This window comes from Providencia sp. TYF-12 (assembly GCF_041344805.1).
Classification (GTDB): Bacteria; Pseudomonadota; Gammaproteobacteria; order Enterobacterales; family Enterobacteriaceae; genus Providencia; species Providencia huashanensis.
The window spans coordinates 4,598,179-4,612,735 of sequence record NZ_CP166833.1; the positions used below are offsets into that span (position 1 = coordinate 4,598,179).

Below are 14,557 nucleotides of genomic sequence, written 5' to 3' on the forward strand. Positions count from 1 at the left end.
TTATTTTCTTTTTTTTGTGTGTTTTTCAAACAAGTAATATATGCCTGACAAAATACCTGATAAATAAGAGCCTTGCTTTAATAAGTGCTTGTACTCTTTTTTCCTTTCAGCAAATTTAGTGGCACACTTTAAATCATCCTTTGTCCAAGGTGATCGCGCTAATGCTTTATAAAAAGGCTGAGAAGAAGGATAGTCCGCCCATGTATGCCAAGGCTTGCTCACACCAGTGTAATGAATTAAAACTGTTTTAGGTGAAATAATAGTCTGATATTTTTGATGGGTTCGGTCATACAGTTCATTTTTTAGTGTATAAACCGTATTATACTTCTGTTCAAGTAGTATCAGGTCATTCCTTAAAATAAGGTTTAATACATCTTGATCTGGGTATTTAAATCGTTGTTTCGCATTTTCTGCAGATAACAATTCGAAAGATTGCTGAGTGACTCGTTTATCGTGCCATTCTTTTAAGTTCACAAACATAACACCCGAGTTAAAATAGGTCTCAGCTAACTTTGGAGTGTGAAGCCGTGTTTCACTTTTTGTTCTTACACCGATGTCGTCGGCAATAACACCACAAACTTTATTTTTAATTAAATCAGCCGACAAATTCAATTGGCCATTACAGATAACATCTGCATCCAAATATAAAGCAAAATCATAATCTTTTGAGAGGTAATCTAAAGCAACTAATCGAAAATACATTGCTGAAGACCAAATATCAGAAGCTGGCAATGTTTTGAGTAATTGATTATCCAATTCATAAATATAAAATTCAGCTGGAAACTGATGAGAAATAACCTTCAACTTCTCTAAAAAGCTAGCACTGACTTTATCTAAAAAATAATGAAATCTGAAGAACGTATTTGGGTTATTAATAAGTAAAGAGACCGCTGAAACACCCGCACCAAACTGATAGTTTTCATCCGAACCATAAATAACATCAAGACATGGTAATGAAGCATTACTAGTATTAGCTCCATCATTTAGCAGATATTTATTTGTTATCAGGTTATTCATGGCACACTCTCTTCTGCTTAGTTGAACTATGTCCCATCATGGCGATTAAAAAACCTAAAAGAACGCCTAAAGGTTTAAGGTCCACTTGTTCAAACATCCCACGAACGAGATAAAAACTAATAAGACTTAACAGCAATGCAATGAAGGCAAAGTAAACTTCTGGTTCATCAGAACTATTTTTTATCCCTTTCATTGAGGAATAGCACATTGATAAAAATACCGCACTAAATATCGCTAGCCCAGAAATACCCGCACCAAACCAAATATAAAGCCAAATATTATGGGGTCCAATAGACCGCTTAAATTTCCATTCCGGATGAGTTTTTACAACACTATTGTACTTTTCATGGTAGATTTTATCACCAAAACCATATCCAATAATAGGATTTTCCAGTATAAGCTCAAAAGCGGTTCCTTGGGTTCCATTAGTATATCGGTAAGAACTATCTGTCTGCTCCAACTTATAAAATAGTTTTTTACTTGTATCGGGATAAAGTAATTTAATTGAAACAAGCGAAATTACCGAAAGGCATAATACAACCCCAATTAGCTTCCAAGGACGTTTAAAACACAAGAATAATAACCCAGCGACTGCAACTGCAATCCATGCCCCTCGAGCTAGCGTTCCAAGTAAAACAAACAGAAATACAATACTTAAAATATAGAAATAAATAAGTTTAGATTTAGGCAATAAATACCAAAGAATAGGAAGTATTGGAAAGAAGAAAACTAACGCATCTGAAACATTCCTAAAATCGTAGGTAGTAAACGGTAAAATACCCTGCTGATAAGCTATGTAGTAGCGGTATAACTCAACAAGTAAAACAAAGCCTAACGATGAAGTAAAACTCGTTAATAGTAATTTTGAAATATCTTTTAGGCTTTCTCTATATAAAATAATCGGCAATAAAAGTGATAAACTTAGTATTCCATAATTCAATAAATTATTGTTAATAGTTTTAATGGACACACTTAATATATTCGAGTAAGATATTGATACATAAAGAAAAAAAGAAAAAGCAACAACTAAATATAAAAGTTTGTTGCTTAATCTTTTTAGCACTTTTTTTGTATCTAAAGATAGATAAACCAAAGATGTAGCTATCATCAAATAAAATAGTATGTGCTTATATCTGGTTACATTCTCCACAAAAAAAAGGACAACAAAGATTAGCACCAAAGCCTTATTATACTTTGAGAGAATATTTTGATTTCTTTCTAAAAAAGACATAACTTACCCAATTATTATTTACTTAATTTAACCCAAAAATACTGAAGATTATTTTTTATACCAAGGAGAATTTTCCCCTGGTTAAACATATGCTTCGCACAGTAACGCAAATGATTACTGCTTTTAGCCTTCAGTAACGGGATGTCTTTCCATGGTGACGCGTTTTTTGCATTAATAAAGGGCTGAGCTGTTGAGTAATTCGCCCATTCATGCCAAGGCTTAGTTGGGCCAATATAATGAATTAATACCGTTTCTGAAGTGATTGGGTTCTCTTTTTTACCCTTTTGAAGCTCGTAGTTTATACTATATTGGGTATTATATTTTCCATCTAAATAAATAACTTTACACGTCAGTAGCATATTTAAAATATCTTGATCAAGATACGATATTTTCGCTTTGACTTCTTCTTGAGAAAGTAACTCCATTGCTTTCTCTGATATATTGTACTTAGCCCAATTAACTAAATTAATGACTAAAAAGCCAGCATTAAAATACCCAGATGTAATGCTAGGTACCCCTAAGGCTGTTGCCCTTTTTTCCCACCAAGCCATATCCCTTTCAGGTACCACCGCTGCGATCTCATCACCAGTAAATTGAATACTCAATAATGGTTGCAATGAACCCTGGCACATAATATCCGCATCCATATAGATTATTCTTTCTAGCTGATTTGCAAAATAATCAGCAATAATAAATCTAAAATACGTAGCATATGACCAATTTTTGGTACTTGGCAGTGTTTTTAGTTGTTCGCAATCAACTAAATAAACCTGAATACTGGTTTTATATTGTTCAGCTAGTTGTTGAAAAAGGCGGCTTTGCTCATCGTCAAAATAATCAGTAAAAATATGAAATGAAAAAGAAATATCTCTATTTGTTTTTAATAAAGATGCAATTGAAATTCCACAGCCATATAGAAAATTACGGTCAATCCCATATGAAATATGCAAGCTATCATCACTAACGACCGCGCCAGTTGAGGATAAATCAATTTGCTTTGTTATCGCATTGTCCTTATTGAAAAACATTTAGTTTATCTCTCTTATCTCAATTTCATTTACAATGACTTTCTTATTGTACGTTCTTTAATTTGCTCTGCTTTACTTTCAGCTTTGGCTATTAAGTGCCTTTCCCGCTGCAAAATTGTTCTTAGCGGCAACTCAAAGTATACCTTCATAAACCGAAAAATATCACGCTGAGTTAGCCCAATGTTCAATGAAGAATAATATAACCCAATTAAATCTTTATTGCGCCAACGAATGGGAACCGAATTTCTAAGTTGTGCACGATGTAAGTCAATAACGGATATTTTTAAATCGTCTTCATTGCCCGTAAAAGGTAAATGAAGTAAAAAATGGCAAATATAGCAATCTCGGTGGTTAATACCTGTCGCGTGCATCTTACGTACCATGTCCGCAACCCGACGAATAATCATTTGCTTGGTACGAAATGCCGGAGGCTCATCTAGCCAATTTGCACAATAATCCTCTAAACTCACCGTCGGGGTCAAATCTTCAGTGATAATAAATGAATGTCGGCGAAGAGGGTTAAGCCCTTTTTGCCCGAATGCCCGCCCATTCATAGTATCAACGCCCACTTTAGTAAGTTGATGGATAGCATTCCATTCTCTATCAGCCCCTAAAACAGGTAAACGGAAAGAAAATAGATTTTTTAAAACTTCTTTTAGTGTTGTGCCATAGTGGATCTTTATAAAATAGCTTCGCCCTTCAATTTCAAAACGTAATGTTTTACGCGACTCTAATGCACGGAAGACTTCACCATGTAATTTATCGCTTTCAACAAATGGATCTTTATTTTTCCATAATTCACTGAAAGGCGTTTTCAATTCAATCATTTGAGCACCCTAAAATAATATCCGCAGCCTTTTCTGGTAGGCTATACAAATCTTCTGTATCTGCAAAATACTGTGCATTTCGAGCCCATTGTACAAGCTGAACAGAATTTTTTAGGCTATTTTCTAATGCTAAGTTTAAAGCTGATTGCTCAAATGGTTCTTTGATAACCATACCGCATTGGGCTTGCTCAATAAATGAAGCGTAGCCACATACTTCCGTCACTATAATAGGTAATCCTGCAGTAATAGCTTCTAATAACACAATACCTGCTGCTTCTTGATAAGCTGGATGCATTAATATATCGGCAGCTGCCATTAATTCGGCAATATCATTACGACCACTAAAGAAAGAAACTTGCTGCCCAATCCCAAGTGTTTCAGCTAAACGTTGGTATTTTGCTGGTTTATCTTGCCCAACCACCATCAGCAGCGTATTTTTTTTAATATCTTCAGGGAGCGCAGCAACCGCTTTTAATGTTCTATCAACACCTTTACGCCTAAAATCAGAACCCACTTGCAACAATAAAAATGCAGATTCTGGTATTTGATTTTTTTGGCGATAGACCTGTTTCGCATTCGGTATTTGCTGGTCGTATTTTATACTTTTAGCAATACCTGGAGGAAGCATATGGAAACGTTGGTTCTCTGTCCCATAATGCGTTTTAAAATGGCTAATTTGATGTGGCGTTAACATCAATAATTGGGTGGGCTTACCCACTGCAAAAACAGCTTTTTCAAATGCTGCGTAATGCTTATAACGCGGGGTTAGCTTATAAAAGAAACCTTTTTCTTCCGCAACTTTTTGGGCATAGCACACATCAGCAGCGTAATAGATATCTAAGCCGGGCATTTTATTAAAACCGACAATACGGTCTACTGGGTGATGCTGCAAATGGTCTAAAACCCAATGGCAATATTGAGTATTACGGCCATGATTCGTGTTTGATGTCACCGGTACAATGATAATTTCAAAGCCATCAGGCTGATCACCGTCCCATGATTGGGTATACACTCGAACATGGTGACCACGTGACTGGCATTCAGTAGCAATACGCAGAAAATCCCGCTGTAGACCACCATACGGGAAATATTTATATAAGCAGAATGCCACATTCATATTAATACCTTTTCATCATGGAGCGGATATTCATGGGTAACATTTTTTCTGTTGCGTTAATTACATCTAACGCTGGAATAATGGATAAATACTTTTTATTGCGGTCTAGCTCATCTCTGGGTGGCATCGATTCATAGTCACCGGCCCAGAATTGAACAACATTATCACTCCAAGGGCGCCAAAAAATATGATTTGTCGCGCCAAAAAGGCACACGATAGGTGTGTTTACCGCTGCAGCAATATGCATTGGCGCAGAATCCACACCAATAAATAAAGCGGCATGAGCAATAAGAGCCCCTAACTCAGGGAACGTTGTTTTCCCCGCAAGCTCAGTAACAGGTTTTGTATTACAGCCATCTGCAATCTGATTAATACATTCAAGGTCTTCTTTACTCGGCCCTGAAGTCAAAACAACTTGGTAACCACGAGACTGCAGTGCATCAATGACCGCTGAGAACTTTTCATTATCCCAACACTTAAAAAGTTGACGGGCTGTTGGTTGGATAACCACATAGCTACTATGGACGCCTAAGCTTAATAACTTTTCGTCAATATTTTTCCAATCTTGCGCCGAGTATGACATCGTTAGATGCGTTTTTAATTCTTTAATTTCTAACGGCTTAAGTACGGATAAATTATTTACAACAACATGTTCCCCTTCAGGTGGGGTCAAATGAGTAAAACTGTTACGCCAATATTGAGAGTCTCGATGAGTAAATTGATGAGAGATTTTCATTTCAGCAGGGATAGCCCTAACCAATAAGCTAACCAACCACTGATCAGCTAAATTAACAACTAAATCGTATTTATTTTTACGTAGCTTTAGCATTAGCTTGATAAAATTACAGGCTTTACTCAATCCAGAACTATTTTTACTCGCCATGCCATATAAGGCATTGATTTCAGAGTTTTCAGAGAGGATGGGAATGGTCTCCTGATAAAGCAAAACATCAATTTCTGCATCAGGATATTGGTGTTTTAATGAGCTGATAACAGGTGTAGTCAGCAGCATGTCCCCATGAAACCTCATCTTGATCACAAGAATTTTTTTAAACTGTTTTTTCACCAGGCACTCTTAATCAGGTCTATATTATGTGTAAAAGACGATAGATATTTGACAACGAATATCATTATTAATTCAATAATTACTAGCTATGTTACTACTTACAGAATAATGGTCATAGCCTCGAATGCGCATATCCGTAACTAACCAATTTTTAAGCAAAAAAAAACTCAGCCGAAGCTGAGTTTTTAACGCAGATAGCAAAATTACTTGATTTTTGCTTCTTTGTAGATCACATGCTTACGAACAACTGGATCGAATTTTTTCATTTCCAGTTTTTCTGGCATTGTGCGCTTGTTCTTCGTAGTGGTATAGAAATGACCTGTACCTTCAGAAGAGACCAGCTTGATTTTCTCGCGAATACCTTTAGCCATTTTTTAGCTCCTTAGTACTTCTCACCACGGGCACGCAGTTCAGCAAGAACCGCATCAATTCCCTTTTTATCGATCACACGCATACCTTTAGCAGATACACGCAGTGTTACGAAACGTTTCTCAGACTCAACCCAGAAACGGTGAGAGTGCAGGTTTGGCAAAAAACGACGTTTGGTCGCGTTTAATGCGTGTGAACGGTTGTTACCGCTCATTGGACGCTTGCCAGTAACTTGGCAGACTCGTGACATGTCTATTCTCCAAAAATCTAATCAGCTCGAGCTTTTTTGTTCTGGGTATGGCCGCCTCGTCAGGCTTAGGAGCCCATCTCAGCAAACTTTCATTGACTGAAAAAACCGTTTATACCTGAGTAAAAAATTTACTGAGATAGGCCCTTCTCGCCAAACCCAAGATCCTTAAAGGTGGCGTAGTATACGCTTTCAATCGATTTCACTCAAGCCCAACACAACGAAAGTTGTCATTTTTTAGGCAAAAAAATAATTTTATAGCCATCCCCGCTCTACAAATGAGACGCATTGTTTGTGCCCGACTACAAAATGGTCAAGTAATTTCACGCCCATAAGAGAGCAAGCTTGTTGAATTTGTTCAGTAACTTGTTTATCAGCCATACTCGGTTCCGAGAATTATCAAGAGTAAACTATTAAAAATCCATTAAAATCAATACTTTCACTTTGAGAACATGTATTTAAAGTAAATAACAATTAAAGCCTGTATCTTAGTTATCACTTGAGATACAGGCTTTTTATTTATTCGTTCATATAATTAAACAGTTTGCCTAAAAAATCATCGCTAATGGTTAATTGATACTGTTTTTCAACGAGATTTCGAAGTTCCATAACGAGAAGCAAAGAGTTCTTATAGGCTTCATATAGTTCTAATTCATTTAATCGGGCAGTAGTCTTTTTAAACTTTTCATAGTTTTCAGGACTAATTTCTTTTTCAAGATTCTTTGTCATATTAAACCAATTATCGGCATTTTCTTCCGCAATTCGAATGAGTTGTAGTATATTTTTTTGTAATTGAGATAAAAGTTCCAGTGAACGTGCATTTTCCCCTCTTTTAAGAACATTAATCCCCATTAACCATAGGTTGGAAAAATTATTCAATAAAAAATTTACGTTTTCTTCTGTAAGTCTATTTGGTCCCGGACCTTCCAACTCTGATAAATACAATTCTAGTTGTCCTGTTTCATCATAAATAAACATTGCTTTTGTGTCAGGAATGTAGCCTGATTCTTTGAATGAAGGAATAATATTCATTTCGTTTTCGGAAAGGAAATGAAATTCACCACGTATTAGATTTTCAAAAATTACTACTTCCGTACCGTACTCATTTTGATAGAGTAAAGTGTAGGAAGCGACTTCATTTAGCCATTTTGCTGAATCAAAGGTGGAAATTGTATCATCTTTTAGAAAAACGTAATATTCTATATCAGAGTATTGATCTCCCTCTCCTTTTGTAAAAGAGCCATACATCATACAAGCAGATATTCGTTCATCTGACTGGACAAGTTCCTTAACCCTTGCCATTAGTTCCTTTTGTTTTAACAATTCGATTCCTTCTTTCTTTATTTTGATTCAGGGAGAAATAAAAAATCCTCCCAAATAATGTTGGAAGGATTAGTCATGTCACTTTTTAAGACACTCAAATAAAACTATTTAGCCTTTTTAGCTATTCAGTCTTACATTTATTTAGTATATGGAAAAATGGGCAGACTAATCCTAAGTTTTTAAACTGAAATATACTATTTCATTTGTTAAAAATTAGATTAGTTCTTCATTGTCCACCCATCTCTCCTTTCGATTAATAGTATATTAATTTTAACACTTCAAAGTTCAAAGCACAAGTTGGCGAAACTCATAGATTAACTATTCTCTAATGTACAAATCTCCGTATAATTTTTGGATCTGGTTCCTTAATCTTATATTTTCCTCTTCTAATTCCTTTACTCTTGTTTTTAAGGTTTTAATAAGGACTTCTTCAGAACGGGAGCTTTTCTTGGGTTTTGATATTACATTTTCTGTTTTTTGCTGTTTTCGGAGAGATTCAATCCTTTGCCTAATATCATGTTCCTTATAAAGCCATGATTTAGAAACATTAGCTTCCTTTGCAACTGTGTTAAAATTAATAGTCTTACCTTCAAGCGATAGTTTAGAGATAACCTTGTCTACATTTTCTCTAGTCCGCCTGGACTTTTGCTTTGCCAAACGCACAATTTCCTCTGTATTTCGTACCTGTTTAACCATCTAACTAATCCCCTTCAGGCTGCCAATTATTTGCTCTAGTCGCTCTTTAACACGGTTATTAGTCTCTATTTGCCTTTGCCATTGCTTTTCCTTAGCGACTGCCAATAACTCCTCAGTACGATTTAACTGTTCCTCATGCTGCGATAAAAACTGCTTACTTGTACAAAAATGAGTACAATCTAAACAAGCATTGGCGTGTGGACAAGAACCTGCTATTACTGGTAATCGGCAATAACCATTTGGAAGAACTTGTGCATTAATATTTTTCTTGAACCATTGAAGATCAACATCATCGACTTCATTGTCATTATCTAACTCAATTATATCTCCATTATTAGTTACCAGTTTTTCTTTGAATTTTGTAAATTCAGCTTTAAGGGTTTCATCAAAAATATGAGCATATCTGCTTGTCATTTCAGGACTTTCATGACCCAAAAACTTTTGTACAATATGCTGCGGTACTCCGTTATTAATCATTCTTGTTCCTACTGTATGGCGAAAGGCATGGGCATGGAATCTATAAATCTCGCCTGATTTATCGACTATTTTTTGCTCATAAGCTAATTTGTTTAACTCGTCTCTAAATGTTTCTTGTTTTAATGGCGATCCATCTTTTCTTGGAAAGAGGTATTCACTATCTGGAAACTCCCATGAAACTTTATCTTCCCGAACTTTAATCAATAAAGCTACCTCTTTTGATATTGGAACTATATGCTCCTTTTTCATTTTCCATTGATAATACTTTAAAAAGTAATCTCCATCTTTGTCCTCTAATAGACAACCTTTTTTCAAGGTGCACAATTCGCTTATCCTCATCCCACATTCTTGGACTATCATAGTCATCGTAGCTATATATTCGGGTAATTTATCAAGATGACTGTTCAATTGCTCCAGAACGTATTCATCTATAAAACGAGGTTTTGCTCTCGGTATTTTGGGATAGTCTTCTGGATAGATTAACACCTTGGAAGGAATATCATTCCATTCTAGCCTTAGAAGGGTACTAAATAGTCCTTCCAATATAGAGATCCTCCCAGTTATTGTGCTAGGCTTTATCCCCATCATATTTAATTCGCTTAAATATGCTTCAATTTCCATTCTCGTTAATTGGTTTATTCTCTGAACGTGTTTAAAATTCATGTCCAAGAAATTAAAGAACTCTTTAAGTTTTTGGGCGATATCACATACATAGGAAAAGCTATCCGTATTTAATCTCAATTTACAATATCTTTTTACGAGTTGTTTAAAATACGTATTGCGAACCCCTTTAAAGTTAATTACATATTCATATTGTGTCGGATTAACCTTATCATCTGGCAAAGGTAACTTACGTCTATCCCAAATGTCTTTATCCCACTCCTCCCCATCAAAATAAAAGTCCTCATAAAACTCCATAAATTGTTTTAAATTAGTAACATAGTAAGAATTAGCTTCTACAGCTATTTTTTCTTGATTAGCAGTAATCTTATAATTAGTAGTGGTAATTCTAACACCCTGTTCTGTCAAATATGTCCTATATTCCGTCATTGCTTTTTTAATAGGAACTTCAGTAATTGAAGTAATGTTAGGATACTTTAAATCTAAAAAATCTAACATTCTATTAATTACAGTTCCTTTTCTAATCCATACAGTTTTTGCATTCCATATTCCATTATTTAAATGGTAAAAATAAAAATATTTCAATTCTGTTCTTAACCACAGATTTTTAACACGTTCAAAACGAACCCACCGATTTCTTAAAGTAGGGTTCTTACTTAATTCTATGGCAGAAGGATGCGGACATTTCCTTATATCCCAACTATTATTAGCCCAAAATCCCTGCAATTCTTCATTCATTGCAGCTATTTTCTTACTGATCTCACTCTGACTGATAATTTTCCTTTTACTAGAATCATTCATTTCTTATGTTCCTTTCTCTCAAGATATTTATTAAACTCATTTTTCATATCTTGATCTGAAAGATGAACATAGGTATTTAACGTTGTTTGAACATGTGCATGGCCCAACCTCTTTTGAACGTGTGCAACATCCCATCCATCCCTAATTAGCTGCGTTGCATGAGTGTGGCGTAGCATATGCGGCGTAAACTCTATTCTAGTTCTTTTAACTATTCTTCTAACTAGATCAAGAACACTTTGGTACTTTAGTGGTTTTCCAAAATAGCCTTCTTTTAAAGAAATAAAAACATAATCATGCTCCAAGTCCTCACCATACTCATATACCAAATAATCTGTATAAAGTGCCATAAGTTCTTTACTCACATGTATTGTTCTTTCCTTCCTTAATTTAATATAGGCCTCATTAACATTAACGTCTCTGGGTGTTAAATGGATTTGATTGTCCCAAGTGGCAATATCCTCAAGCCTTAGCGATAACACTTCACCGATTCTTAAACCACCCTCATACATAAGCATTAAAATTAATTTATCCCTCTTCGTATGACAAGCATCAATAATTTGCTTAACTTCCTCTGATGTTAGTGTTCTTATCTGCTTCTTTTTAACCCTTAACTTTAAGATATTCTTTTGATATTTACCCTTATTAATATGATGTAAAAACCCCTTAAAATTTCTCCCCTTTGCTTGTTTAAATACATCAATTGACTTAAATTCTCCTAATCTACTTAAATATTCCAGATAACTCATAACAGCATTTAAAATTGTATTCACTGTCGTTTCTTCTCTTATGGCTTCTTTTGACTGGAGATCAATTACATTTGCTGCTGTTGGGTATCTCAACCAACCTACAAAATCTGCTAATTTCTCAAAGTTAATATCATTAAGGGTAATCCCCCTCTGTTCCATAAACTCATATAGCAACTTTAAATGATAGCAGTATGCTTTAATGGTATTTGGTGACTTACCAGTATTATCTAGATATTTTATAAACCTCATTACTGGTTCTATTACCTGATATTCTTCATCTAGCAATAAATACAATGGATATGGCTTATTCTCCACTTTTATCCTTTGAACCTTCACATCCTCCCACCTCTCTTTAACCACTTTAACTACTATAAATTATAGACCTTGTTAATTTTTATTTAAAGTAAAAACCTCCCTAATATCCCCCTCCTAAACTACTTTAACTACTATTATTCATTATACTATGGATAAAGGATTACCCGAAGGATGGTTATGAGCCAGTATAATTGCGCTAGCATTCATTTTAATAGCAAAGCGAATAATTTCCCTCGGATGTACCTCAACTCTATTTAATGTGCCTTTAAACATTTCTTCATGGCAAATAATTTGATTTTGATTATTTAAAAACAAAACAATAAAAACCTCACGCTCCCGGCCCGCAAACAAATCTAACAACTTTGACTTCAATAATTCAGGCCCGCTCATTACATCTTCATGTAAAAATTGCTCAGAAAAAAAACGACGAGCCAATTCACTTATGGCTTGTAACTGTGTAAATTTACAGTTCCCCATACCTTTACACTGCATCAACTTTTCGTAATCAGCTTGGATGAGTAAATATAAGGAACCAAATTCTTTGATCATACGTTTGGCTAACTGTAAAACGGGTTCCCCTTGGCTTCCTGTTCGCAAGAAAATCGCTAATAGTTCCGCATCCGATAATGAGGCGGCCCCGTATGCAAGTAGTTTTTCCCTCGGTGGTAACTCCTGATGTTCTCTCATCCCTTTATTCCTTCGCCCCAAAACCCTTTTCGAACCTTTTTATATAGCTTAGAAAACGTTAACAAGCCTGCCTATCCGTGTTTGAGTAACGCTTCGCAAAAATAACAATCTGATGTCAAATCGAGCGCGCCACCTAAACTGATGATGTGGTAATATGCCTTCCACATTGAGCGAATCGGATAAAAATAATGAATCAGCTATCACTATTAGGTAAGCAGGTAGTTATTGGGATCAGCGGGGGCATCGCTGCCTATAAAATCCCTGAGCTGACACGTCGCTTGCGTGATCAAGGTGCAGTAGTGCGAGTCGTCATGACTCAGGGCGCAAAGGCCTTTATTACCCCTTTAACTTTGCAAGCTGTTTCAGGGCATCCTGTTTCTGATGACCTGTTAGACCCAGCAGCAGAGGCCGCAATGGGTCACATTGAATTGGCTAAATGGGCTGATATAATTATTTTAGCACCAGCAACTGCGGATTTAATTGCTAAACTTAGTGCTGGAATGGCAAATGACTTACTAACGACGGTCTGTCTCGCCTCTTCAGCTCCTATTGCCGTTGTGCCAGCCATGAATCAACAAATGTATCGGGCGAGCGCCACACAAGACAATTTAATCAGATTGCAACAACGCCAATGTATGATTTGGGGGCCGGATGACGGTAACCAAGCTTGTGGTGATATTGGCCCAGGCCGTATGCTTGACCCATTAGCAATCGTTCGTCTCGCAGCTGAACATTTCAACCCTAAGCTTGACTTACAAGGCATTAAATTGATGATTACCGCGGGCCCAACACGTGAAGCATTGGACCCTGTTCGTTTTATCAGTAATCACAGTTCAGGGAAAATGGGGTTTGCTATTGCACAAGCAGCTAGTCAACGTGGTGCCGAAGTGACATTAATTGCAGGCCCTGTAAACCTTGAAACTCCAACAGGGGTTAATCGAATCGACGTCATTAGTGGTTTAGATATGTATGATAAAGTGCATCAAACCATTGCTGAACAAAATATTTTTATTGGGTGTGCTGCCGTTGCAGATTATCGCGCCAAAACGATCGCCGAAAATAAAATAAAAAAACAAGGCGATGAAGTTATGATTACACTGGTCAAAAACCCAGATATCGTAGCGAGTGTGGGCAACCTGAAACAAAACAGGCCCTATGTTGTTGGGTTTGCAGCAGAAACCCAAAATGTGGAAGAATATGCACGCCAAAAACGGCAACAAAAACAATTAGATTTAATTTGTGCCAATGATGTATCCCTTGCGGATAACGGGTTTAATAGCGATAACAATGCATTACACCTTTTTGATAGCAATGGTGATACTCGTTTGCCTCATTGCAGTAAAACTGAATTAAGCCACTACTTACTTGACGAGATACTTCAACGTTATGAAAAAAATTGACCTAAAAATTCTTGATAGCCGTATCGGTACTGAATTTCCTCTGCCGACCTATGCAACTACAGGCTCTGCCGGTTTAGATTTACGTGCATGCCTTGACGCACCGATCGACTTAGCACCGGGTCAAACAGAATTGATTCCAACAGGTTTAGCTATTCATATAGCAGATGAAAACCTTGCTGCTGTGATTTTACCTCGTTCAGGCTTAGGTCATAAACACGGGGTGGTACTTGGTAATCTAGTTGGGTTGATTGACTCCGATTACCAAGGGCAGCTTATGGTCTCTGTATGGAACCGTAGCGATAAATCTTTTACAGTTGAACCTGGTGAGCGTATGGCACAAATGGTGTTTGTTCCCGTTGTTCAAGCTGAATTTAATATTGTTGATGATTTTGATGCAACTGAGCGCGGTGCAGGTGGCTTTGGTCATTCTGGCCGTCAATAAATAAAACCCCCTGATGTTTAATATGCTATATAGAACCGACACTAGGTTCTATATTTATCAATAAAAACAATCAGTCATATAATCAACAACAGGGAAAAGCTCAAAATTGCTTATAAACTCTACATTTTTAAAACCTATTTTGCTGCG

General features: G+C 36.2%; 15 protein-coding genes and 1 pseudogene. 2 read left to right on the top strand and 14 right to left on the bottom strand.

The window, feature by feature from the left end; translation table 11 throughout:
- The 14 genes and pseudogenes from ABE954_RS21555 to radC all read right to left on the bottom strand — a co-directional run bounded on the left by ABE954_RS21555 (position 1) and on the right by radC (position 12,568).
- A complete protein-coding gene (locus ABE954_RS21555) occupies positions 1 to 1,017 on the bottom strand; it encodes a glycosyltransferase (RefSeq protein WP_166686670.1) in 1,017 nt (338 codons plus the stop codon).
- On the bottom strand, positions 1,010 to 2,248 hold the full coding sequence (gene rfaL / locus ABE954_RS21560; protein ID WP_166686671.1) for an O-antigen ligase RfaL: 1,239 nt from the start codon (positions 2,246 to 2,248) through the stop codon (positions 1,010 to 1,012). The genes ABE954_RS21555 and rfaL overlap by 8 nt, the downstream gene beginning before the upstream one ends.
- A gap of 14 nt (positions 2,249 to 2,262) precedes the next feature.
- On the bottom strand, positions 2,263 to 3,276 hold the full coding sequence (waaO, locus tag ABE954_RS21565; RefSeq protein ID WP_166686672.1) for a lipopolysaccharide 3-alpha-galactosyltransferase: 1,014 nt from the start codon (positions 3,274 to 3,276) through the stop codon (positions 2,263 to 2,265).
- A gap of 29 nt (positions 3,277 to 3,305) precedes the next feature.
- A complete protein-coding gene (gene rfaP, locus ABE954_RS21570; protein WP_166685536.1) occupies positions 3,306 to 4,103 on the bottom strand; it encodes a lipopolysaccharide core heptose(I) kinase RfaP in 798 nt (265 codons plus the stop codon).
- Positions 4,096 to 5,220, bottom strand: a complete 1,125-nt coding sequence (locus ABE954_RS21575) for a glycosyltransferase family 4 protein (protein WP_042846736.1) — start codon at positions 5,218 to 5,220, stop codon at positions 4,096 to 4,098. The genes rfaP and ABE954_RS21575 overlap by 8 nt, the downstream gene beginning before the upstream one ends.
- Position 5,221: 1 nt before the next feature.
- Positions 5,222 to 6,286: a lipopolysaccharide core heptosyltransferase RfaQ gene (rfaQ, locus tag ABE954_RS21580; RefSeq protein WP_166686673.1), complete on the bottom strand. Its 1,065-nt coding sequence runs from the start codon at positions 6,284 to 6,286 to the stop codon at positions 5,222 to 5,224.
- Between the two features lie 203 nt (positions 6,287 to 6,489).
- Entirely contained in the window at positions 6,490 to 6,657 is a 168-nt protein-coding gene (gene rpmG, locus ABE954_RS21585; protein ID WP_004924244.1) for a 50S ribosomal protein L33, read from the bottom strand.
- A gap of 11 nt (positions 6,658 to 6,668) precedes the next feature.
- A complete protein-coding gene (gene rpmB / locus ABE954_RS21590) occupies positions 6,669 to 6,905 on the bottom strand; it encodes a 50S ribosomal protein L28 (protein WP_042846738.1) in 237 nt (78 codons plus the stop codon).
- Positions 6,906 to 7,157: 252 nt separating this feature from the next.
- A pseudogene (locus ABE954_RS21595) lies at positions 7,158 to 7,292 on the bottom strand (JAB domain-containing protein); the annotation flags it as partial.
- 129 nt (positions 7,293 to 7,421) lie between these two features.
- Complete coding sequence (gene lnu(G), locus ABE954_RS21600; RefSeq protein ID WP_002333496.1) at positions 7,422 to 8,225, bottom strand: lincosamide nucleotidyltransferase Lnu(G); 804 nt, start codon at positions 8,223 to 8,225, stop codon at positions 7,422 to 7,424.
- A gap of 318 nt (positions 8,226 to 8,543) precedes the next feature.
- Entirely contained in the window at positions 8,544 to 8,921 is a 378-nt protein-coding gene (locus tag ABE954_RS21605; RefSeq protein ID WP_002333497.1) for a DUF6262 family protein, read from the bottom strand.
- A complete protein-coding gene (locus tag ABE954_RS21610; protein ID WP_031911636.1) occupies positions 8,922 to 10,820 on the bottom strand; it encodes a site-specific integrase in 1,899 nt (632 codons plus the stop codon).
- On the bottom strand, positions 10,817 to 11,902 hold the full coding sequence (locus ABE954_RS21615; RefSeq protein ID WP_031911637.1) for a tyrosine-type recombinase/integrase: 1,086 nt from the start codon (positions 11,900 to 11,902) through the stop codon (positions 10,817 to 10,819). The genes ABE954_RS21610 and ABE954_RS21615 overlap by 4 nt, the downstream gene beginning before the upstream one ends.
- A 120-nt stretch (positions 11,903 to 12,022) precedes the next feature.
- Positions 12,023 to 12,568, bottom strand: coding sequence for a DNA repair protein RadC (gene radC, locus ABE954_RS21620; RefSeq protein ID WP_226693306.1), 546 nt, complete (start codon positions 12,566 to 12,568; stop codon positions 12,023 to 12,025).
- 188 nt (positions 12,569 to 12,756) lie between these two features.
- On the opposite strand from radC, the gene coaBC reads away from it, so the two are divergent.
- A complete protein-coding gene (coaBC, locus tag ABE954_RS21625; protein WP_048605688.1) occupies positions 12,757 to 13,968 on the top strand; it encodes a bifunctional phosphopantothenoylcysteine decarboxylase/phosphopantothenate--cysteine ligase CoaBC in 1,212 nt (403 codons plus the stop codon).
- Complete coding sequence (gene dut, locus ABE954_RS21630) at positions 13,955 to 14,410, top strand: dUTP diphosphatase (protein ID WP_042846741.1); 456 nt, start codon at positions 13,955 to 13,957, stop codon at positions 14,408 to 14,410. Before coaBC ends, dut begins: the two co-directional genes overlap by 14 nt.
- The last annotated feature ends 147 nt before the right edge of the window (positions 14,411 to 14,557 follow it).